The sequence below is a fragment of the Streptomyces sp. NPDC014006 genome, assembly GCF_043088925.1.
GTDB lineage: Bacteria > Actinomycetota > Actinomycetes > Streptomycetales > Streptomycetaceae > Streptomyces.
This window is the reverse complement of sequence record NZ_JBICAJ010000002.1, coordinates 963,598-983,136: the sequence shown is the minus strand read 5'-3', so window position 1 is coordinate 983,136 and position 19,539 is coordinate 963,598. Positions and strand designations below refer to the sequence as shown.

Genomic DNA, 19,539 nt, shown 5'->3' with positions numbered 1-19,539 from the left:
TCAGTGGTGCCTGCTACCAATGAGGCAGTGCGACGACGCGGGAACAGCACGGCACGGGGGGCGCCATGGGTTACGAGGCATACGGAGAGCGGGCACCGGGGCGTGCCGTGGTGGTCGACCTGGCCGACCGCCGGGCACTCGAGCGGTACCGTCCGGCGGATCCGCTCGTGATCGAGGAGGCCCAGCGGCTGAAGGAGGCCGCGCTGCTGGACTTCGGCCTGACGCAGTCGGCGGTGGCGTCGTGGCTGTACGCGAAGTGCCCGCACCAGATCGCGACGACGGCGGTGGACACGGCGGCGGTGGTCGCCTCCGGCGACGGCACCTGTCTGCTGCTGTACAACCCGGAGTTCTTCGCCGGACTCGGCCTGGACGGCGTGAAGTTCGTGCTGTTCCACGAGGCGCGCCACCTGGTGCACCGGCATCTGCTCGCCGATCCGGAGCTGCGCGAGGACCCGGTGTTCACGCTGGCCGCCGAGGTCGCCATCAACCATGTGGCGCTGATCCGTCTCGACCGCACGGAGCTGCCCCTGCTCGACGGCCGGCCGACGGGCGTCGACCCACGGCGGGTCCACGACGCCTACGTCGCCGACCTCGGCGAGCACAGCCGGGAGCCGGTGTCCTACGAGGAGTTCACCGAGACGGACATGCGGGTGTACGGCGAGCTGAAGCGCATGCACCGGCCGCCGGTTCCGCAGCCGGTGTGTCCGCATCTGGTGGCCGGTCTCGTCCCGGCCGACCAGGCGACCGTCGACGAGGTGACCTCCTCCGCCCTGCTCAACTCCCTGCTGGCGGCGCGCCGGGGGCACACGGGCGCGGAGCGGGAGCTGCTGGACCTGATGAGCCGCACCTCGGACGGCTCGGTGCGGGCCGCGAAGATCTGGGGGACGCTCGGCGCGGGGGCGCTGCGCGGTGAGACCATGCGCACGCGGACGGTGCACTGGTGGCAGCGCTGGCTGGCCGACGTGCTGGGCTCCAAGCTCAGGGAGGGCGAGCGGCTGGTGTACCCGAAGAAGCGGGGCGCCCTGCTGGCGGCGCTCGGGCAGGAGCCGATGCTGGCCCGGCGCGGCCCGGTCCGTGAGAAGGTCCTCGTCATCGCCTACGACACGTCCGGCTCCATGCCGGACCAAGTGATCCGGTGGCTGACGGAACTGGTGGGCCGGATCGACGGGGTGGAGGCGCACTGGCTGTCCTTTGACGCGGTGGTGATGCCGTTCAGGCCGGGCGAGCGGGTGTACGGCGGTGGGGGTACCAGCTTCCAGGCGGTCGCCGACTATGTGGAGGGGCGCACGGAGGTGAACGGCCGCCGGTTCGACGTCTCGCCGGACGCGGTCGTCGTCCTCACCGACGGCTACGCGCCGCCGATCACGCCCGCCGAGCCGGACAAATGGATCTGGCTGATCACCGAGGGCGGCCGTGAGTGGCCCGAGACGCACACGCCTGCGATGGCCTGCCATCGCGTCACGACGGGAACGCGGTAGATGACAGTGCACACGGGGCGGCAGACGCAGGTCACGGCGCCCGGCGGCGGGCGCATCGAGGAGCCCTCGCGTCTGGAGGCGTTCATCGACGCGATGATCGAGCTGGGGCAGACCGGGCAGATCTTCGGCGAGCACGGCATCGGCAAGACGGCGACGTTCTTCTCACACCTCACCCGGGCCCACTCGGACACGGCGCTGGTCTATGTGCCGGCGGCCAATCTGACGCCGGACGACCTGCTCGTCAACGCGCCCGTGCGTGATCCTCGCACCGGTGAACTGGTGCTGCGGCAGCTGGTGATGAGCCAGCTCAAGCCGGACCGGCCGTTCGTGCTGCTGATCGACGACTCGCTGCAGGCGGGCGACACCATCCAGTCGCAGCTGATGCAGATCGCCTGCAACTGGACGCTGGGCGAGCACGATCTGCGGGCCCTGGGCTGTGTCGGCGTGTTCCTCACCGACAACGAGTCCCTCGCGGAGACCTCGGCCAGGCGCGGTGACCTGGCGCTGCTGGACCGCATGGTGACGATGCGGATCACGGCGAACGACACCTCCTGGCAGCGGCATCTGGCGGCAAAGTACCGGCCGTGGGACCTGCGCCCGGTGTTCTCGCTGTGGGCGTCGCTCTCCCCCACCCTGCGCGAGCTGTTGTCGCCGCGCACACTGGACAACGTCCTGGCCAACGCCCGCGAGGGCTTCCCGCTGCGCTGGGGCCTGCCACTGCTGGACGGTGCGCGCCTGCGGCTGGCCGAGCCCGGCCCGGACGGCCGGCCCGGACCTGACCGCACGGCGGAGATCCTGGACCGCCTCGCCGGGGCGCTCGGCGTGCCCGATCCGGCCCGGATTCCCGACCCGGTCCGGCAGGTGGTGCGCGCCGCGCTGCGCAACCGCTGGACGGTGCTGCTGCAGGGCCCGCCCGGCTGCGGCAAGACGGAGGTGGTGCGCGAGACGTTGCGTGAGGGGCTGGGCCGGGAGCCGCTGTACTTCTCCCTGCCGGTGACGAACGTCGAGGATCTGTGCGCGCCGGTGCCGTCGCCGGACGGCACGCTGGACAATCTGCTCGCCGCGCCGTTCACCGGGCCGGAGCCCAAGGCGATCGTGTGGGACGAGTACAACCGGCCCAAGGACCGGGCCGCGTTCGCCAAGCTGATGGAGATCACACAGGAGTGGTCGCTGGCCGGGCGGCGGATCGAGCACCTGCGGGCGCAGATAGCCGTGCAGAACCCGCCGTACCACCTGGGCCGCAAGCTGCTCGTGTCCCGGAACAACATCGCCCAGGCGAGCCGGTTCACCGTGTCGCTGGAGGTGGAGCCCGAGGACATCCCGGCGAACGAGTGGCTCATCGACCGGTACGGCGCGGACGCCGAGACGGTGCTGGAGTGGTGGAAGCACGACATCGACGACGACGGCCGCGCCTGGATCACCAAGCGCACGCTGGAGCGGCTGATCAAGCTGCACCGGCGGGGGCTGCCGCTGGAGATGGCGACGGTCTACCTCGGGGACGGCGAGTACGCGCCCGTGCCGCTCACCGGGCTGATCGACCGGTTCCGGGGCCGGCCGGTGACCGGGCTGCGGGAGCTGGCCCGTGACGTGGACGCCTGGGAGGCCCGGCTGCGCCGTGCCGCCGAGCAGTCGGCGGAGGGGGACGACGACAGTGACGTGGTCCACCAGATCCTGGCCAATGCGGAGCTGTCCCAGCTGAAGAGGCACCGTGCGGCGGTGGCCCGCCTGGTGGCACTGCTCCCGGCGAAGCTGCGGGCGACGTATCTGGTGGGGACGTCGCAGAAGCAGCAGCGGTTCTGGACGGAGGTGTTCATGGCGATGCGCAAAGGCTAGGCCCATCGTCCCGCGGGCGGGGCGCTGGCCTGGGCGTCGGGGTCGCCGTCCTGCGACGCGGCGCGGTGGACGCTGCGGACGGCGGCGACGTCGGCCGGGACCGGCAGGGGCGGGACGTGCGCGCTCAGGGCGTCCAGGCGGCGTTTGACGCTCGCGGCGATGCCGCGGCCGAGGACGAAGCGGGTGGCCGTGACCGCCCGGGGTGCGGTGTCGAGGAGGCGGTGGGCCTCACGGCTGCGCAGACCGGTGTGGGTCAGGACGAGACGGCTGAGGCGGTGCTCGGCGCCCGCCAGGGCCTCGGCGATCGTCTCGGTGGCGGTCAGGTCGAGCCGGTTGTCCACCGCGCCGAGGACGGCCGCCGCGCGCACCCGGCCGAGGTCGAGGAGGGTGACTCCGGCCCCGACGGCCGCCGTGACCAGCCGGGCGGCCGCATGAGGCCCGATACCGTTGCTGGCGACGGAGAGCCGGGTGAGACGCGCGTGCGGTGCCCGCTCCAGCGCGTCGGCGAGCCGCAGCGCGCCCGTATCCCCCAACCCGGCGGCTGACACGTACAGTTCGTCCAGTGCTCCGGCGGTGATCAGCGCGGCGAGGGGTTCGGCGCCGGCCTGGCCGAGGGGGTTGCCGCCGACGAACAGCCGCTCGATGCGCCGCCCGTGGTCGGCGGCTGCGAGCAGCGCGTCCGCGAGCACGGTCGCGCCGGCCGCATCGAGGCCGGTCTGGACGAGATCGAGGGTGCGCAACTTGCGGGCAGCCTCTAGGAGTTCGGCGGCCGCGCGGCCGCCGCCGCTGCCCAGCGGGTTGCGTTTCAGCCAGACGCCGGTGACGACCTGCGGCGAGGCGCGCAGGTTGTCGGCGATCCGGCAGGCGCCGCCCGCGGTGATGCCGTTGCAGCCGAGGTAGAGCGTTTCGACGTCCCTGCTCTTCTCGGCCACGGCGGCGGCGCCGTCGTCGCCGAGGGCGTCCGTGCCGAGCAGCAGGTGGCGTACCGGGGAGGGCCCGTCGCCCTGTGCTTCGGCGATCAGGGCGGCGCCGCGGGCGCCCAGTGCCTGCTTGCACAGGTCGAGCCGGCCGTCGGGCAGGGCGGTGCCGGCCGCGAAGTCCAGCCGCTCCCCCGCCGGGCGACCGGCGCGCAGCCAGTCCAGCAGCGGGGCGAGGTCGGCGAGCGGGCGCGGCGCCACGGGCGGCACGCCGGCGAAACCGCCGTGTTCGTCGGGGGACCCGGTCACCACGCCGCCTCCTGGTAGTCCTTGAGGAACACGCCCGACACCGGGTCGCCGGCCTCGCCGCGCACGATCGGGTCGTAGACACGGGCCGCGCCGTCCACGATGTCCAGCGGGGTGCGGAAGCCGGCGCCGGCCATGCGGGCCTTCTTGGGGGCCGGGTTCTCGTCGGTGATCCAGCCGGTGTCGACGGCGCACATGTGCACGCCTCGGTCGGCGAGTTCGGCGGCGCTGGTGCGGGTGAGCATGTTCAGCGCGGCCTTGGCCATGTTGGTGTGCGGGTGGCCGGCGGTCTTGTTGCGGACGGCGAACCGGCCCTCGACGGCGGTGACGTTGACGATGTAGCGGCGGGGGTGCGACGAGGCGAGCAGCAGGGGCAGCAGGCGGTCGCAGAGCAGCGCGGGTGCGAGCGCGTTGACGAGCTGGGTCTCCAGCACCTCCGCCGGATCGAGCCCGCCGAGCCGCGCCGACCAGGAGTTCTCTGGTGACGGGTCGGGCAGCAGTCCGGCCTCGTCGGCCTCCCGCAGGGCGGCGGGCAGCGCGGAGACGGACCCGCCGAGCATGCGCATCGGGGTGAACCCCGGCGCCGGGCGGGCGCCCTCGGGCAGGGCGTCGTACTCCGCGCCGGCCAGCAGCGCGTACGACTCGGGGGGCCGGCGGACGGTCTGGGCGGCGTTGTTGACGAGGACGTCCAGCGGCTCGCCGTCCTGCCGCAGTTCCTCACACAGGCCCAGCACCTGGCGCGGATCGCGCAGGTCGACGGCGAGGACGGTGAACCGCTGCCACCAGGTCTCGCTGCCCGGCGCGCCCCGGAAGCGGCGCACGGTGTCGTGCGGGAAGCGGGAGGTGACCAGCACATGGGCGCCGTCTCGGAGCATCATCAGCGCAAGCTGGAAGCCGATCTTGACACGGCCGCCGGTGATCAGCGCCCGGCGGCCGGTGAGGTCGGTGCTCAGGGCGCGGCGCCGGGTGTGGTCGGCCGCGCAGTGCGGGCACAGCCGGTGGTAGAAGGAGTCGACCTGCCGATATGCCGACTTGCAGACATAGCAGTGGCGTGGTGTGCGGAAGACCCCGCCGGTGCCGGGCGCGACCAGGGGCGCGTCCTCGCGGCGGTCCGTGGCGCCGGTGGCGGTGGCGGCCATGACGGCGGCGTCGGCGGCCGACTTCTCCTCGCCGCGTGCCTTGCGGCGCCGCAGCCGGCCGTCGCGGGCGAAGGAGGCGGCGACCTGCTCGGCCCGCAGCCGGACGGGATCGTCGACGGGCAGGGCGCGCAGCTTGCCCACCACCTGGTGGAAGGCCGCCAGCTCCGCCTGGGTGACCGTCTCGGCCGCCTCGTTCATGTCCCCGCCCCGTGTCCGTGCCCGGCAGTGGTCCCGACCGGATTCGAACCGGCGTATCCGCCTTGCAAAGGCGGCGAGTCTGCCTCTGCTCTACGGGACCTCGCACGCGTCCGGACGACCGGATTCGAACCGGCGTGTACGCCGGTGCATGGCGTGCGACTGCCTCTGCGCTACATCCGGGCGCGCCCGAGGATCTTAGCGGTACGGCCCCCCGCGAGCCGTACCGGTTTTCGATTCCCGCGACGGGGGCGTGCAGGGTGGTGACCGGCCGGGCCGGTCACGGGGCGGTGCGGCGCAGGGCCTGGCGTTCCTTCTCGGACAGGCCGCCCCAGACGCCGAAGCGCTCGTCGTGCTCCAGGGCGTGGTCCAGGCAGGCGGAGCGGATCGGGCACAGGGCGCAGATCTGCTTGGCCTCGCGGACGGAGCTGCCGGGCTCGGGGAAGAAGAAGTCGCCTCCGGTCTGCGCGCACAGCGCCTCCTCCTGCCAGGCGAGGTCGGGCATGTCGATCGTCTCGATGTACATGGCCGTGAGCGTGCCGGGCGGCGCAAAACGTTCGATCAACGCCGGATCAACGCCTCCCCGGGCTTCCGGCCACCCGATGATGCCCCCGCCACCGGTGGCGCGCACGGCGGCGCGCGGGACGGTGTTGCGGCGGCGATTGTCAGTGGCCGGTGCAAGACTCGGCAGAGCAGACAACGGGACCTTCGAAGGAGGGTGACGATGCTCACCACCCGTTTCGTCAACGGCGCTCCGAACTGGCTCGACGTCGGCACGGCCGACATCGAGGGCGCCACGCGCTTCTACGGCGCCCTCTTCGGCTGGCGGTTCCAGTCGGCGGGCCCCGACGCCGGCGGCTACGGCTTCTTCCAGCTGGACGGAAAGACCGTGGCCGGCGGTATGCAGGTCGCACCGGAGCAGGGCCCGCCGGCCTGGACGGTGTATTTCCGCAGCGGGAACGCCGAGGACACCGTGAAGGCCGCCGAGCAGGCGCACGGCAGCGTGCCGTTCCGGCCCATGGACGTGATGGGCGAGGGCACCATGGCCGTCCTCGCCGACCCGGCCGGGGCCCGGTTCGGCATCTGGCAGCCGGGCCGTACGAAAGGCGTCGACGTGGCCGGTGACAGCCGTTCACTGACCTGGGTCGAGCTGTACACGGCGGACATCGCCGCGGCGGCCGCCTTCTACCACTCGGTGCTGGGCCTGGAGACCTCGGCGGTGCCCTTCCCCGGCGGCACGTACACCTGCGTCAATCCGGCCGAGGGCGGCGAGGACGCCATGTTCGGCGGGATCGTCGCCCTGGCGGACGACCCGGCGGAGACGGAGGCGCACTGGCTGCCGTACTTCGAGGTGCCCGACGTGGACACGGTCGTCGCCACGGCGGAGCAGCTGGGCGGCACGGTCCGGGTGCCGGCCATGGACGTGGAGGGCGTCGGCCGGATGGCCCGGCTCGCCGATCCGTACGGGGCCCGGTTCGCAGTGATCAAGAGCGCCCCGCGGCAGGAGTGACGGCCCGCGCCGCGCTCCCGTGAACGCCGGGCCTGCCTACGCCGACGCGCGGCGCACCAGGGTCGTGGGCAGCACCACGCCGGGCGGCTCGCCCAGCGCGCCGTGCTGCGCCGCGGCACCGTCGCCGTCCAGGCCGCCCAGCAGCAGGCGGGCCATGAGCCGGCCCATCTCCTCGATGTCCTGACGGACCGTGGTCAGCGGTGGGTCGGTCTGCTCGGCGACGGTGACCATGTCGTCGAAGCCGATGACGGCGACGTCGTCGGGGACGCGCCGCCCGTGCTCGCGCAGGACGCGCAGCGCGCCGGCGGCGCTGAGGTCGTTGCCCGCGAAGACGGCGTCCAGGTCGGGGCGGCGGTGCAGCAGCGTGCGCATGGCGCGCTCGCCGCCGGCCGCGGTGAAGTCTCCCTCGGCGATCAGGGACGGGTCGGGGTCGCCCAGGGCGTCCCGGTACCCGTCGAGCCGGTCCGCCGCCGACGTCTGGTCCAGGGGGCCGGTGATGTGGGCGACGCGGCCGCGGCCGAGGGCGAGGAGATGGCGGACGGCCTCGCGGGCGCCGCCCCGGTTGTCGCTGTCGACGTAGGAGGCGCTGCGGTCGCCGTCGCGCCAGCCCGGGCGGCCGCCGAACACCGTGGGGACGCCGGCGTCGTGGATCAGGCCGGGCAGCGGGTCGTCGAGGTGCAGCGAGAAGACGAGCGCCCCGTCGACATGGCCGCCGGCGAGGTACCGGGCGACGCGCGCGTGGTCGTCGCGTCCCTCGGTGAGAAGCAGGACGAGCTGGTTGTCGTGGGCGGTCAGCTCCCGGCTGATGCCGCGTAGTTGCAGCGCGAAGAAGGGGTCGGCGAAGACGCGGGTCTCGGGCTCGGCGATGACGACGGCGACGGCCTCGTGCCGCCGGGTCACCAGGCTGCGGGCGGCCTGGTTGGGGACGTAGCCGAGTTCGTCGACGACGCGCCGGACCCGCTCCACGAGGTGCGGTCTGACTCCGTCCCCGCCGTTGACCACCCGGGACACCGTCGCCCGGGACACACCGGCCCGGGCGGCGACGGCCTCCAGCGTGGGGCGCGGGACTGTCTGGGTCACGTCGGGCTCCTCGGCGGCGGGGTGCGGCCCAGGATAGCCCGGGTGGCCTGCGTCGGCGGAGGGTGCGCCTGCCCTGCCCCGTCCGGCTCGGCGAGGCAGGCCGGGGCGGTGCGCCCGCCTCGGCCCGGCCGCCGGCACGTGTGTCCCGGGGGACTTGAGCTCGTTGATCAGCCCCTCGACGGTGTTCCCTCCTTGCTTCCCTCGTTGCAGAGGTCGGCGTCGTGGCTGACGGGTCCACCGGGACTGCGACGGAGCCCTTCCCCTGACCCGGCCCTGAGCGTGTGCGCCCTGCGCCCCGATCGCCCCTGAGCGGTCCCCGACCCGACCGGAAAAGCCCTGACGGGGTCACCACATGGGCGACAGTGCACCTACCGTGACGACGGTGCCCCGGCCGGGTCCGCACGCCTCACGCAACCGCTCTCTTCACGAGGAGGATCCATGCCGTTCAGAGGCAGATCCGCACTGCGGCGCATCGCCGCGCGGGGCACGGCCATGGCCGTGGGGGCCGCCATGGCCGTCCTCACCGGCCTCGCCGCCGCTCCCGCGGTCCACGCGTCGCCGTCTCCCACCGGGGCCCTGCGGTGGGCACCGTGTGACGACCCGGCAAACCCGGGAGCCGAGTGCGCCACTCTTTCGGTGCCGGTCGACTGGGCCCACCCGGACGGGCCGAGACTCGGCCTGGCCGTGGCCCGCCGCAAGGCCACCGCCGCCGGCGCACGCGTCGGCTCGATGGTGTTCGGCCCAGGTGGGCCGGGCGACTCGGGTGTGGAGATGGTGGTGCGCCGTATCAGCCGGTTCAGCCCCGAGGCCCGCCGCAGGTTCGACATCGTCAGCTTCGACCCGCGCGGCGTGGGCGGCAGCAACCCGGTGACCTGCTCCGGCGACCTGCTGGCCGAGCGGCCGTCACCGGAGCTGCAGAGCCAGGCGGACTTCGACGCCACCAAGGCGTACAACAGGCGGCTCCGTGCCGACTGCCGGGCCCGTACCGGTCCCGTGTTCGACCACCTTGACACCGCCCAGACAGTCCGGGACCTGGACGCCCTCCGGGCCGCCCTCGGCGAGCGGAAACTGACCTTCCACGGCAGCTCGTACGGCACGCTGCTCGGCGCGCAGTACGCCGAGACCTACCCGCGCCGCGTGCGCGCGATGGTGCTGGAGAGCGTCATGGACCACAGCGTCCCGACCACCCGTGACTTCCTGCGGTCCGCGGCGGCCACGGCAGAGGATTCGTTCCAGGAGTTCGTGAAGTGGTGCCACGGTGCCGCGGACTGCGCGCTGCACGGCCGTGACGTCCGCGCCGTCTGGCAGGGCTTGTTGGCGCAGTCCGGGCGCGGCGAGCTGGAGGACCCGGCGAAGCCGGGCACCTCGCTGTCGTCCTCGGATCTGGTCAACAAGATCGCGTTCCGGAAGTTCTACCAGGCCGACTTCGCGGGCCTGGCCACGGCGATCGCGGGGATGGACGCGAGCAAGCCGCTGCCCGCGTCGCCCACCTCGACAGCGCCGCTGCATCCGGCCACCCCGGTGTTCTGCTCGGACTGGCACCTGCCGGTGCGCGACTACCAGGAGTACGCCTCACTCGTCGCCATGATGAACATCACCGCCCCAGACCTGCCCTATCTGCTGCCGATCCACATGGCAGCGGCGTGTCTGGGCGCATCGACCGCCAACCCGCAGCACCGCCTGGACGCACAAGGCGCCCCGCCGATCCTGCTGTCCAACGCGCTGCACGACCCCGCCACCGGCTATCCGTGGGCGGTCTCGGTGGCCTGGCAGCTCGGCCGCAGCGGCGTGCTCCTCACCTACGCCGGCCAGGGGCACGGCAGCGTCACCAGCGGCCCATGCATGGAGGACGCCGTGGACAGCTACCTCACCGATCTGGCAGTCCCACCACGGGGCACCATCTGCCCCGCCGTGCCGTCCTGACAGCTTGCCGATCCGGATCCGCCTGGAAGGCGGATCCGGTAGGACGACGATCGTGAAGCGCAGGCAACTCACCGAAAGCCGGCGAAAGGTGATGCGATCTGTTGCAAGCAGCCGACTGACCACCACATCGCACAGACGCTAGGACGGTGTGCCGGTCTCGTCCGTCGGTTGTGGGCGACGGGCGCGGCTCGGCTGGACCCGCTTGGGCTCGCCGGGCATCTTCGGGTACTCGGGCGGGTAGGGCAGGTCGCCGAGGCCGTGGTCGTGTTCGTCCTTCGTCGCCAGGTCGAGCAGCGCCTGGAGGGAGTAGCGGTGGTCGTCCATGTCGGCGTGGACGTCGCCGAGTTCGGCGAAGCGGGCCGGCATCGTCACGAGGTCGAAGTCGCGCGGGTGGGCGACACCGACCTCCTCCCAGCGCAGGGGTGCGGAGACGGGGGCGTGCGGGCGGGGCCGTACGGAGTAGGCGGAGGCGATGGTGCGGTCGCGGGCGGTCTGGTTGTAGTCGATGAAGATGCGCTCGCCGCGCTCCTCCTTCCACCACTTGATGGTGACCTGCTCGGGCATCCGGCGCTCCATCTCCCGGCCCACGGCGATCGCGGCGCGGCGCACCTGGGTGAAGGTCCAGCGCGGTTCGATGGGCACGAAGACGTGCAGGCCGCGGCCGCCGGAGGTCTTCGGGAAGCCGCGCAGTCCGCCGAACTCGTCGAGGACGGCGCGCAGTTCGTGGGCGGCGCGGGCGGCGTCGTCGTAGTCGGTGCCGGGCTGCGGATCGAGGTCGATGCGCAGTTCGTCGGGGCGGTCGACGTCGTCGCGGCGTACCGGCCAGGGGTGGAAGGTGAGCGTGCCGTACTGGGCGGCCCACAGCACGGCGGCCTCCTCCGTGGGGCACATCTCGTCGGCGCTGCGGCCGCTGGGGAAGGTGATGTGGGCGGTGGGGATCCAGTCCGGCATGTTCTTGGGGGCGCGTTTCTGGTAGAACCACTCGCCGGTCACGCCGTCCGGGTAGCGCTCGAGTGTGGTGGGCCGGTTGCGCAGGGCGCGCAGGATGCCGGGGCCGACGGCCTGGTAGTAGCGGGCGAGGTCCAGCTTGGTGAAGCCGCGCTCCGGGAAGAAGACCTTGCCGGGGTTGGACAGCCGTACGGTCCTGCCGCCCGCTTCGAGTTCCACCGCGTCACCCATGCGGCCACGGTAGGCGCAGCCCGCAAACTTCGCATACCGGATGAATCACCTGGCCGGATGGTGCACCCGGCCGAAGGTGCACGACGTGCAGTCGGAGAAGGACCGGGCGAGGGTGGCGAAGAGGCGGTCGATCCAGGCCCTGTCGTTTGGATCACCCCGGCGTCGCGGGGTCTGGCACGCACTCCCCCGAGCTCTTCAGGAAGTCGTCGCGGCCGGCCATGCCACCCAGGATGCATCGGGCGGACATTCGCGACGAATCGTACAGTCGGTGCATGGACCTGCCCGTCATGCCGCCCGTGAAGCCGATGCTCGCCAAGTCCGTCGCGAAGATCCCGCCCGGTATGCAGTACGAGGCGAAGTGGGACGGGTTCCGCGCGATCGTGTTCCGCGACGGGGACGAGGTCGAGCTGGGCAGCCGGACCGGCAAGCCGCTGACCAGGTACTTCCCCGAGCTGGTGGCGGCACTGAAGGAGCGGGTGCCCGAGCGGTGCGTGCTGGACGGGGAGATCGTGATCGCCCTGGAGGGCCGGCTGGACTTCGACGCGCTCACCGAGCGCATCCACCCCGCCGACTCACGGGTGCGGATGCTGGCGGAGAGGACCCCGTCCTCCTTCGTGGCATTCGACGTGCTGGCGCTGGACGACGAGTCGGTGACCGGCGTGCCGCTGACCGACCGGCGGGCGCTGCTGACCGGGGCGCTGGCCGGTGCGACGCCCCCGGTGCACGTGGCTCCGGCGACGACGGACATCGAGGTGGCCGAGCGGTGGTTCGAGGAGTTCGAGGGGGCGGGCCTGGACGGAGTGATCGCCAAGCCGCTCTCTCTGCGGTATCTCCAGGACGAGCGCGCCATGTTCAAGATCAAGCACGAGCGGACGGCGGACGTCGTGGTCGCCGGTTACCGCTTCCACAAGTCGGGGCCGGTCGTGGGCTCCCTGCTGCTCGGCCTCTACGACGACAAGGGCGCGCTGCAGCACGTGGGCGTGTCGGCGGCGTTCTCGATGAAGAAGCGCGCCGAACTGGTGGAGGAGCTGGAGCCGCTGCGCATGGACGACGTCGCGGGCCATCCGTGGGCGGCCTGGTCCGAGGACGCCGCCCACGAGACGGCGCGGCTGCCGGGGGCGCCGAGCCGCTGGTCGGGCAAGAAGGACCTGTCCTGGGTCCCGCTGCGGCCGGAACGGGTGGTGGAGGTGGCGTACGACCACATGGAGCACGGGGCGCGCTTTCGGCACACCGCCCGCTTCCGCCGCTGGCGCCCGGACCGGACACCGGAGAGCTGCACTTACGCGCAGTTGCAGGAGCCGGTGCGCTACGACCTCGCGGAGGTCCTCGGCGAGTGACCGCCCGCGCGCGTGGAGGTGCGCACACCCTCACCGACCGCCCGCGCGGCAGCTCGCACACACGCTCACGGCTTCATCAGGATCTTCACCGCGCCGTCCTGCTTCTTCTGGAACATCTCGTAGGCGTGCGGCGCCTCGTCCAGCGGCAGCCGGTGGGTGGCGAAGTCGTCGACGCCGAGGGGGTCCTCGTCGGTGAGGTACGGCAGGATCTCGTCGCTCCAGCGGCGCACATTGGCCTGGCCCATGCGGATCTGGATCTGCTTGTCGAACAGGGTCAGCATCGGCATCGGGTCGGCCATGCCGCCGTAGACGCCGACGAGGGAGAGCGTGCCGCCGCGGCGGACCAGTTCGATGGCCGTGTGCAGGGCCGCGAGCCGGTCGATGCTGAAGCGCTCCATGAGCGGGCCGACCAGCTTGCGAGGCATCGACGAGGTGGCCTGCTGGGCCAGCTTGGCGAGCGCGCTGCCGTGCGCCTCGGTGCCCACCGCGTCGATCACGGCGTCGGGTCCGCGCCCGTCGGTCTGGTCGCGGATGGCGGTGACCAGCTCCTTCTCGCTGTCGAAGCTGCTCAGGTCGAAGGTCTCCACCCCGCGGTCCTTCGCCCGGCGCAGCCGCTCCGGGACCCGGTCCACCCCGAACACCCGCCCGGCGCCGCGCACCTGGGCGACACGGCAGGCCATGTCGCCGATCGGGCCGAGCCCGAGCACGGCAACGCTCCCGCCCTGCGGGATGTCGGCGTAGGCGACGGCCTGCCACGCCGTGGGCAGCACGTCGGAGAGGTAGACGAAGCGGTCGTCGGGCGGCCCCTCGGGGATCTTGATGGGACCGAACTGGGCCTGCGGGACGCGCAGATACTCGGCCTGCGCGCCGGGTACCGAGCCGTACAGGCGGGTGTAGCCGAAGAGGGCGGCGCCCATGCCCTCGGCGGAGACCTGGGTGGTCTCGCACTGGGTGGGCAGCCCGTTCAGGCACATCCAGCAGCCGCCGCAGGCGATCTGGAACGGCACCACGACCCGGTCGCCGGCCATCAGGTCCGGCACTCCGGCGCCGACCTCCTCGACGATGCCGATCGGTTCGTGGCCGAGGATGTCGCCGGGCGTCATGAACGCGGTCAGCACCTCGTACAGATGCAGGTCGGAGCCGCACAGCCCGGAGGAGGTGACGCGGATGACGGCGTCGGTGGGTTCCTGGATCGTCGGATCGGGCACCGTCTCCACCCGCACGTCCCGCTTGCCCTGCCACGTCACTGCCTTCATCGCGCCGGCTCCCTCCGCCGTGTGTGCGCATCCGGGGAACTGCGTCCGGGTACCCGGACGGCCCCCGGCGAACCGTTGGGGGCGGTTCGCTGAGCCGATCGGCCGAGCCGGCCCGACCGAGGGAGGACGACCGGGTATGTCCAGTGATGATCCGATAAGCGGACGATCAATGACCGAGCTGGGCGGGTGGCGACGGTGGCCAGAGGACGTGGGGCGCGCGCACGACGCGCGGTGACGACGACGGCGTTCCTGGCCGTCACGCTGACGATCGCGTCGGCCGCGGGCTGCACGACGGGGCGCGAAGAGGTCGACGACGGGCGCGATCACAGCCGCGGGACGGCGACGGCACCCTCGCCGACCGGGCAGGAAACGAGACCCACGCCGAGCGGCCAGGGGACGGGGCCCACGCCCAGCGGCCAGATCTCGGGACCCTCGCCGAGCGGTCAGCACACCGCCCGGGGTTCCGTGATCGCGGTGAAGATCGACAACTCGTCGGCGGCCCGGCCGCAGACCGGCCTCAACGCCGCGGACATCGTCTATGTCGAGCAGGTCGAGGGCGGGCTGAGCCGGCTGATGGCGGTGTACGCGACCGCGGTCCCGTCCGTGGTGGGCCCGGTGCGCAGCGCCCGCGAGTCGGACCTTGAGCTGCTGCGCCAGTTCGACCGGCCCACCCTCGCCTTCTCCGGCGCCCAGAGCAAACTGCTGCCGCTGATCGACCGGGCCCCGCTGCGGGCGGAGACCCCGGGCCACACCAGGGGTGCCTTCGAACGCGGCGCCGGCCGCCCCGCCCCGCACAACCTCTTCCTGCGCCCGCGCGCCCTGCTGAGCCGCGAGCCCGGCGCGACGGCGCTGACCACCGGCTTCCGCTTCGGCGCGGCACCCGAGGGCGGGCACCCGTCGGCGTCGCGCACCGTGCGCTACCCGCTCGCCAGTTTCACCTTCACCTGGTCCCCGGGCCGGCACCGCTACCTGGTCGCCATGGACGGCACGCCCGCCGTGACGACCGACGCGGGACCGGTGGCACCGGCGACGGTCGTCGTGCAGTACGTCAAGGTGCACCCGTCCCGATTCCACGACTTCCTCGGCCACGCCACGCCGTACACGCAGACGGTCGGCGCGGGGGCGGCGACGGTGATGCGCGACGGGCGGGCCTACCGGGCCACCTGGAAGCGCCCCACGGCCACGGACGGCACGCGCTTCGAGACGAACGACGGGAAGCCGATGACCTTCGCCCAGGGCCAGGTCTGGGTGGTCCTCGCCAAGGCCGCCTGACCGGTACGCCCCGGCGCCTTCCCTCGCCGGGTCAGCACGGCGACTCCCTCGCCCGCCAGCCCTGCCCCCCTCGCCGGTCAGCTCTGCGAGGCGGCGACCGGCTCCGCGGGGTTGCGCAGCCCCTCCGCCGCGTCGGCGACGCGGCGGATCAGGTCCAGGAACCGGGTCTGCTCCTCGGCGGACAGGGGCGCGAGGAAGACCTGGTTCATCCGCGCCGTGCGGACGGTCAGCTTGCGGTGGGTGCGCAGGCCCTCGTCGGTCGGACGGAGCAGGGAGCGACGGCCGTCCTGCGGGTCGCGCACCTTGTCGATCAGACCGCGGCGGCCGAGCCGGCTGATCACCTCGGCGATCGTGGAGCGGTCGAGGCCCACCCGCTCCCCCACCGTGCGCTGGTCGAGCCCCGGCTCGCCGACGAGCGCGTTGAGCACCGCGAACTGCGGTGAGGTGATCTCCTCCGAGACCATGGTGTTCCAGAGCAGGTAGTGGGCCTGCTGGAGCCGCCGGGCGAGGTGCCCGGGGTGCGTCGAGAGGTCCACCGCGGCCATGTGCGCTCCCCTGGTCGTTTTCGTTGGTGCACTGAACGATACCTGCACACTCCCCTCCCGCCTTCAGCGGCCTCTCCCACGAAGCCCAGGTCTTGACGGCTCAACCGACCGATGGCAGCGTGACGGCATCTCGCTGAATTACTCAGTTCGCTGACTAATTGGAGGCTCCCCGGATGGACAAGGTGGTCGCCTCGGCCCTGGAGGCGGTGGGTGACGTGCCGGACGGTGCGTCGCTCGCGGTCGGCGGGTTCGGGCTGAGCGGTGTGCCGAACGTGCTGATCCAGGCGCTGTACGAGCGCGGGGTCAGCGGTCTGAGCGTGGTCTCGAACAACTGCGGTGCCATGGAGACGGGTCTCGCGGTGCTGCTGGCCGCGGGACGGATCGGCCGGGTGACCGGCTCCTACATCGGCGGGAACAAGGAGTTCGCCCGGCAGTATCTGGCGGGCGAGCTGGAGGTGGAACTGATCCCGCAGGGCACGCTCGCGGAGCGGCTGCGTGCGGGCGGGGCCGGCATCCCCGCCTTCTACACGCCGGCCGGGGTGGGCACGCAGGTCGCCGAAGGCGGCCTGCCCTGGCGCTACGACGGCTCCGGCGCGGTCGCGCTGGCCTCACCGCCGAAGGAGGTCCGCGAGTTCGACGGCACCGCGTACGTGCTGGAGCGCGGCATCCGCACCGACTTCGCGCTGGTGCGGGCGGCGAAGGGCGACCGGCACGGGAACCTGGTGTTCAACAAGTCCACCCGGAACTTCAACCCGCTGGCCGCCATGGCGGGACGGATCACCGTCGCCGAGGTCGAGGAACTCGTCGAGCCCGGCGCCCTCGACCCCGACGCGGTGCATCTGCCCGGCATCTTCGTGCAGCGGGTCGTGGCGCTGAGCGCACAGCAGGTGGCGGACAAGAAGATCGAGCAGCGGACGGTGAGCAGCTGATGGCCTGGACGCGCCAGGAGATGGCCGCCCGCGCGGCGCGAGAACTGAAGGACGGGAGCTACGTCAATCTCGGCATCGGCCTGCCCACCCTGATCCCGAATCACCTCCCGCCGGGTGTGGAGGTCGTCCTCGAATCCGAGAACGGCATCCTCGGCACCGGCCCCTACCCCACCGAGGACCAGGTCGACCCGGACCTGATCAACGCGGGCAAGGAGACCGTGACCGTCCTGCCGGGGGCCTCCTTCTTCGACTCCGCGCTGTCGTTCGCGATGATCCGCGGCGGCCACATCGATGTCGCCGTGCTCGGCGCCATGCAGGTCTCCGCCGGCGGCGACCTGGCCAACTGGGCCGTCCCGGGCAAGCTCGTCACCGGGATCGGCGGCGCGATGGACCTGGTGCACGGGGCGCGCACGGTGATCGTGGTGATGACCCACACCGCCAAGGACGGCAGCCCGAAGATCCTCAAGCAGTGCACGCTTCCGCTCACGGGCAAGGCGTGCGTGAACCGCGTCATCACCGATCTCGGCGTCCTGGACGTCACCGACGACGGGCTCGTTCTCGTCGAGACCGCGCCCGGCGTGAGTGTCGACGAGATCACCGCCAAGACCGACGCACCGCTGACCGTTCCGGAGAATGCGCTGTGAAGCCGGTTTACATCGTCGACGCCGTACGCACCCCGTTCGGCAAGTACAACGGCGCCCTGGCCGGTGTCCGCCCGGACGACCTGGCCGCGCACGCCCTGCGCGAACTCCTGGCCCGCACCCCGCAGCTGGACCCGGCCCGCATCGACGACGTGTACCTCGGCAACGCCAACGGCGCCGGCGAGGAGAACCGCGACGTCGCCCGCATGGCCGCCCTGCTCGCCGGACTGCCCACCACCGTCCCCGGCGTCACCGTCAACCGCCTGTGCGCCTCCGGCCTCGAGGCCGTCGTCCAGGCCGCCCGCGCCATCGCCGTCGGTGACGCCCGCATCGCCGTGGCCGGCGGCGTGGAGTCCATGACCCGCGCCCCCTACGTCCTGCCCAAGAGCGACAAGCCCTTTCCGGCCGCGCACACCGAGCTGTACTCGACCACGCTCGGCTGGCGGATGGTCAACCCGAGGATGGACCCGCAGTGGACCATTCCCTGGGTGAGTCGGCCGAACTCATCGCCGACAAGCACAAGATCACCCGCGAGCAGCAGGACGAGTACGCCCTGCACAGCCACCACAAGGCCGCCGAAGCCCGGGCGCGGGGTCTCTTCGACGCCGAGATCACCCCCGTCCCCGTCCCGCAACGCAAGGGCGACCCGGTTCCCTTCGCCGCCGACGAATGCGTACGCCCCACCGCCTCCCTGGAGGCGATGGCCAAGCTGAAGCCGTCGTTCCGGGACGACGGCACGGTGACGGCCGGCAACGCCTCCCCGCTCAACGACGGCGCCGCCGCCCTCCTCCTCGCCGACGAGGAAAGCCTCGAAGCCACCGGCCGGGAGCCGCTGGCCCGGATCTCCGCCACCGGCGTCTGCGGCATCGACCCCCAGTACTTCGGCCTCGCTCCTGTCGAAGCGGTCAACCGGGCTCTGGACAGAGCCGGCAGAACCCATGCCGACCTGGACGTCCTCGAACTCAACGAGGCCTTCGCCGCGCAGGTCCTCGGCTGTCTCGCCGAATGGCCGGAGTTCGACCCGGCCGTGCTCAACCCGCAGGGCGGTGCCATCGCCCTGGGCCACCCGCTCGGCGCCTCCGGCGCACGCCTCGCCGGCACCCTCGCCCACCAACTCGCCTGCAAGGGCAGCGGAGTCGGCGTCGCCACCCTCTGCATCGGTGTCGGCCAGGGCCTCGCCCTCCTCCTCGAACGCTAGAAGATCCCACCATCCCGGGGACTGACATGACTCTCACCCAGCACGACATCGACCAGGAGATCGCGGCCGAGCACGCCGCGTACGAGAAGCGGCTCGCCGACGGCGCGCCCGTGGAGCACCACCCGCGGCGCGACTACGCCCCCTACCGGTCCTCCGTCCTGCGTCACCCGAAGCAACCGCCGCTCACCATCGACGTCACCAAGGACCCCGAGCTGATGGAGCTGGCCTCCCCCGCCTTCGGCGAGCGCGACGTCACGGAGATCGACAACGACCTCACCCGGCAGCACACCGGTGAGCCGGTCGGCGAGCGCATCACCGTCTCCGGGCGGCTGCTCGACCGCGACGGACGCCCGCTGCGCGGCCAGCTGATCGAGATCTGGCAGGCCAACTCGGCCGGCCGCTACGCCCATCTGCGCGAACAGCACGACGCGCCGCTCGACCCGAACTTCACCGGCGTGGGCCGCACCCTCAGCGACGACGAGGGCCGCTACCACTTCACGACGATCCAGCCCGGCCCGTACCCGTGGCGCAACCACGTCAACGCCTGGCGTCCGGCGCACATCCACTTCTCGCTCTTCGGCACGGCGTTCACCCAGCGGCTCGTCACGCAGATGTACTTCCCCAACGACCCGCTCTTCCCGTACGACCCGATCCTGCAGTCCGTGACGGACGACGCCGCCCGGCAGCGGCTGGTCGCGACCTACGACCACGCTCTGTCGGTGCCGGAGTTCTCCCTCGGCTACCGCTGGGACATCGTGCTGGACGGCCCGAACGCCACCTGGATCGAAGAAGGACGCTGAG

General features: G+C 72.4%; 17 protein-coding genes, 2 tRNA genes and 1 pseudogene. 11 read left to right on the top strand and 9 right to left on the bottom strand.

What is annotated here, in order from left to right:
• The first annotated feature begins 65 nt into the window (after positions 1–65).
• Both ACF1GV_RS10945 and ACF1GV_RS10940 read left to right on the top strand, forming a co-directional pair.
• Positions 66–1,478: a hypothetical protein gene (locus tag ACF1GV_RS10945; protein WP_391678940.1), complete on the top strand. Its 1,413-nt coding sequence runs from the start codon at positions 66–68 to the stop codon at positions 1,476–1,478.
• Positions 1,479–3,311, top strand: a complete 1,833-nt coding sequence (locus tag ACF1GV_RS10940) for an AAA family ATPase (RefSeq protein WP_391678942.1) — start codon at positions 1,479–1,481, stop codon at positions 3,309–3,311.
• On the opposite strand, the gene ACF1GV_RS10935 is transcribed toward ACF1GV_RS10940, so the two are convergent.
• The 5 genes from ACF1GV_RS10935 to ACF1GV_RS10915 form a co-directional block, all read right to left on the bottom strand.
• Positions 3,308–4,540 (bottom strand): ribonuclease inhibitor, encoded by a 1,233-nt coding sequence (locus ACF1GV_RS10935; RefSeq protein ID WP_391678944.1) that lies wholly within the window; start codon positions 4,538–4,540, stop codon positions 3,308–3,310. The genes ACF1GV_RS10940 and ACF1GV_RS10935 overlap by 4 nt on opposite strands.
• Complete coding sequence (locus ACF1GV_RS10930) at positions 4,534–5,871, bottom strand: SDR family NAD(P)-dependent oxidoreductase (protein WP_391678947.1); 1,338 nt, start codon at positions 5,869–5,871, stop codon at positions 4,534–4,536. Before ACF1GV_RS10930 ends, ACF1GV_RS10935 begins: the two co-directional genes overlap by 7 nt.
• A 28-nt stretch (positions 5,872–5,899) precedes the next feature.
• Positions 5,900–5,971, bottom strand: a tRNA-Ala gene (locus ACF1GV_RS10925).
• Positions 5,972–5,980: 9 nt separating this feature from the next.
• A tRNA-Cys gene (locus ACF1GV_RS10920) sits at positions 5,981–6,051 on the bottom strand.
• 97 nt (positions 6,052–6,148) lie between these two features.
• Positions 6,149–6,394 (bottom strand): WhiB family transcriptional regulator, encoded by a 246-nt coding sequence (locus tag ACF1GV_RS10915; RefSeq protein WP_391678948.1) that lies wholly within the window; start codon positions 6,392–6,394, stop codon positions 6,149–6,151.
• Between the two features lie 198 nt (positions 6,395–6,592).
• Between ACF1GV_RS10915 and ACF1GV_RS10910 the strand changes: the two genes are divergently transcribed.
• Complete coding sequence (locus ACF1GV_RS10910) at positions 6,593–7,378, top strand: VOC family protein (protein WP_391678951.1); 786 nt, start codon at positions 6,593–6,595, stop codon at positions 7,376–7,378.
• Positions 7,379–7,414: 36 nt separating this feature from the next.
• Here ACF1GV_RS10910 and ACF1GV_RS10905 read toward each other — a convergent pair whose 3' ends face one another.
• Positions 7,415–8,458, bottom strand: a complete 1,044-nt coding sequence (locus ACF1GV_RS10905) for a LacI family DNA-binding transcriptional regulator (RefSeq protein ID WP_391678954.1) — start codon at positions 8,456–8,458, stop codon at positions 7,415–7,417.
• Between the two features lie 438 nt (positions 8,459–8,896).
• On the opposite strand from ACF1GV_RS10905, the gene ACF1GV_RS10900 reads away from it, so the two are divergent.
• Positions 8,897–10,381: an alpha/beta hydrolase gene (locus ACF1GV_RS10900; RefSeq protein WP_391678956.1), complete on the top strand. Its 1,485-nt coding sequence runs from the start codon at positions 8,897–8,899 to the stop codon at positions 10,379–10,381.
• 138 nt (positions 10,382–10,519) lie between these two features.
• Here ACF1GV_RS10900 and ligD read toward each other — a convergent pair whose 3' ends face one another.
• A complete protein-coding gene (gene ligD, locus ACF1GV_RS10895; RefSeq protein WP_391678959.1) occupies positions 10,520–11,560 on the bottom strand; it encodes a non-homologous end-joining DNA ligase in 1,041 nt (346 codons plus the stop codon).
• 272 nt (positions 11,561–11,832) lie between these two features.
• Between ligD and ACF1GV_RS10890 the strand changes: the two genes are divergently transcribed.
• Complete coding sequence (locus tag ACF1GV_RS10890) at positions 11,833–12,897, top strand: ATP-dependent DNA ligase (RefSeq protein WP_391678961.1); 1,065 nt, start codon at positions 11,833–11,835, stop codon at positions 12,895–12,897.
• Between the two features lie 65 nt (positions 12,898–12,962).
• Here the strand turns inward: ACF1GV_RS10890 and ACF1GV_RS10885 are convergent, their stop codons facing one another.
• On the bottom strand, positions 12,963–14,153 hold the full coding sequence (locus tag ACF1GV_RS10885; protein WP_391678963.1) for a zinc-dependent alcohol dehydrogenase: 1,191 nt from the start codon (positions 14,151–14,153) through the stop codon (positions 12,963–12,965).
• A 195-nt stretch (positions 14,154–14,348) separates the two neighbouring features.
• Here ACF1GV_RS10885 and ACF1GV_RS10880 point away from each other — a divergent pair, with 195 nt between their 5' ends.
• Positions 14,349–15,425, top strand: a complete 1,077-nt coding sequence (locus ACF1GV_RS10880) for a DUF3048 domain-containing protein (protein ID WP_391678965.1) — start codon at positions 14,349–14,351, stop codon at positions 15,423–15,425.
• Positions 15,426–15,502: 77 nt separating this feature from the next.
• Here ACF1GV_RS10880 and ACF1GV_RS10875 read toward each other — a convergent pair whose 3' ends face one another.
• On the bottom strand, positions 15,503–15,970 hold the full coding sequence (locus ACF1GV_RS10875) for a MarR family winged helix-turn-helix transcriptional regulator (protein WP_391678968.1): 468 nt from the start codon (positions 15,968–15,970) through the stop codon (positions 15,503–15,505).
• Between the two features lie 173 nt (positions 15,971–16,143).
• Here ACF1GV_RS10875 and ACF1GV_RS10870 point away from each other — a divergent pair, with 173 nt between their 5' ends.
• The 5 genes and pseudogenes from ACF1GV_RS10870 to pcaH all read left to right on the top strand — a co-directional run bounded on the left by ACF1GV_RS10870 (position 16,144) and on the right by pcaH (position 19,538).
• Positions 16,144–16,899: a CoA transferase subunit A gene (locus ACF1GV_RS10870; RefSeq protein WP_391678971.1), complete on the top strand. Its 756-nt coding sequence runs from the start codon at positions 16,144–16,146 to the stop codon at positions 16,897–16,899.
• A complete protein-coding gene (locus ACF1GV_RS10865) occupies positions 16,899–17,543 on the top strand; it encodes a CoA transferase subunit B (RefSeq protein WP_391678973.1) in 645 nt (214 codons plus the stop codon). Before ACF1GV_RS10870 ends, ACF1GV_RS10865 begins: the two co-directional genes overlap by 1 nt.
• A pseudogene (locus ACF1GV_RS10860) lies at positions 17,540–17,863 on the top strand (3-oxoadipyl-CoA thiolase); the annotation flags it as partial. The gene ACF1GV_RS10865 and the pseudogene ACF1GV_RS10860, both read left to right, overlap by 4 nt.
• A 149-nt stretch (positions 17,864–18,012) precedes the next feature.
• Positions 18,013–18,738, top strand: coding sequence for a thiolase family protein (locus tag ACF1GV_RS10855; protein WP_391678975.1), 726 nt, complete (start codon positions 18,013–18,015; stop codon positions 18,736–18,738).
• Positions 18,739–18,764: 26 nt separating this feature from the next.
• Positions 18,765–19,538, top strand: a complete 774-nt coding sequence (gene pcaH, locus ACF1GV_RS10850) for a protocatechuate 3,4-dioxygenase subunit beta (protein ID WP_391678977.1) — start codon at positions 18,765–18,767, stop codon at positions 19,536–19,538.
• The last annotated feature ends 1 nt before the right edge of the window (position 19,539 follow it).

Coding starts and splice junctions, on each gene's coding strand:
- ACF1GV_RS10945 (WP_391678940.1), top strand. CDS start 66: ATGGGTTACGAGGCATACGGAGAGCGGGCACCGGGGCGTGCCGTGGTG.
- ACF1GV_RS10940 (WP_391678942.1), top strand. CDS start 1,479: ATGACAGTGCACACGGGGCGGCAGACGCAGGTCACGGCGCCCGGCGGC.
- ACF1GV_RS10930 (WP_391678947.1), bottom strand. CDS start 5,871: ATGAACGAGGCGGCCGAGACGGTCACCCAGGCGGAGCTGGCGGCCTTC.
- ACF1GV_RS10915 (WP_391678948.1), bottom strand. CDS start 6,394: ATGTACATCGAGACGATCGACATGCCCGACCTCGCCTGGCAGGAGGAG.
- ACF1GV_RS10910 (WP_391678951.1), top strand. CDS start 6,593: ATGCTCACCACCCGTTTCGTCAACGGCGCTCCGAACTGGCTCGACGTC.
- ACF1GV_RS10900 (WP_391678956.1), top strand. CDS start 8,897: ATGCCGTTCAGAGGCAGATCCGCACTGCGGCGCATCGCCGCGCGGGGC.
- ligD (WP_391678959.1), bottom strand. CDS start 11,560: ATGGGTGACGCGGTGGAACTCGAAGCGGGCGGCAGGACCGTACGGCTG.
- ACF1GV_RS10890 (WP_391678961.1), top strand. CDS start 11,833: ATGGACCTGCCCGTCATGCCGCCCGTGAAGCCGATGCTCGCCAAGTCC.
- ACF1GV_RS10885 (WP_391678963.1), bottom strand. CDS start 14,153: ATGAAGGCAGTGACGTGGCAGGGCAAGCGGGACGTGCGGGTGGAGACG.
- ACF1GV_RS10875 (WP_391678968.1), bottom strand. CDS start 15,970: ATGGCCGCGGTGGACCTCTCGACGCACCCCGGGCACCTCGCCCGGCGG.
- ACF1GV_RS10870 (WP_391678971.1), top strand. CDS start 16,144: ATGGACAAGGTGGTCGCCTCGGCCCTGGAGGCGGTGGGTGACGTGCCG.
- ACF1GV_RS10865 (WP_391678973.1), top strand. CDS start 16,899: ATGGCCTGGACGCGCCAGGAGATGGCCGCCCGCGCGGCGCGAGAACTG.
- pcaH (WP_391678977.1), top strand. CDS start 18,765: ATGACTCTCACCCAGCACGACATCGACCAGGAGATCGCGGCCGAGCAC.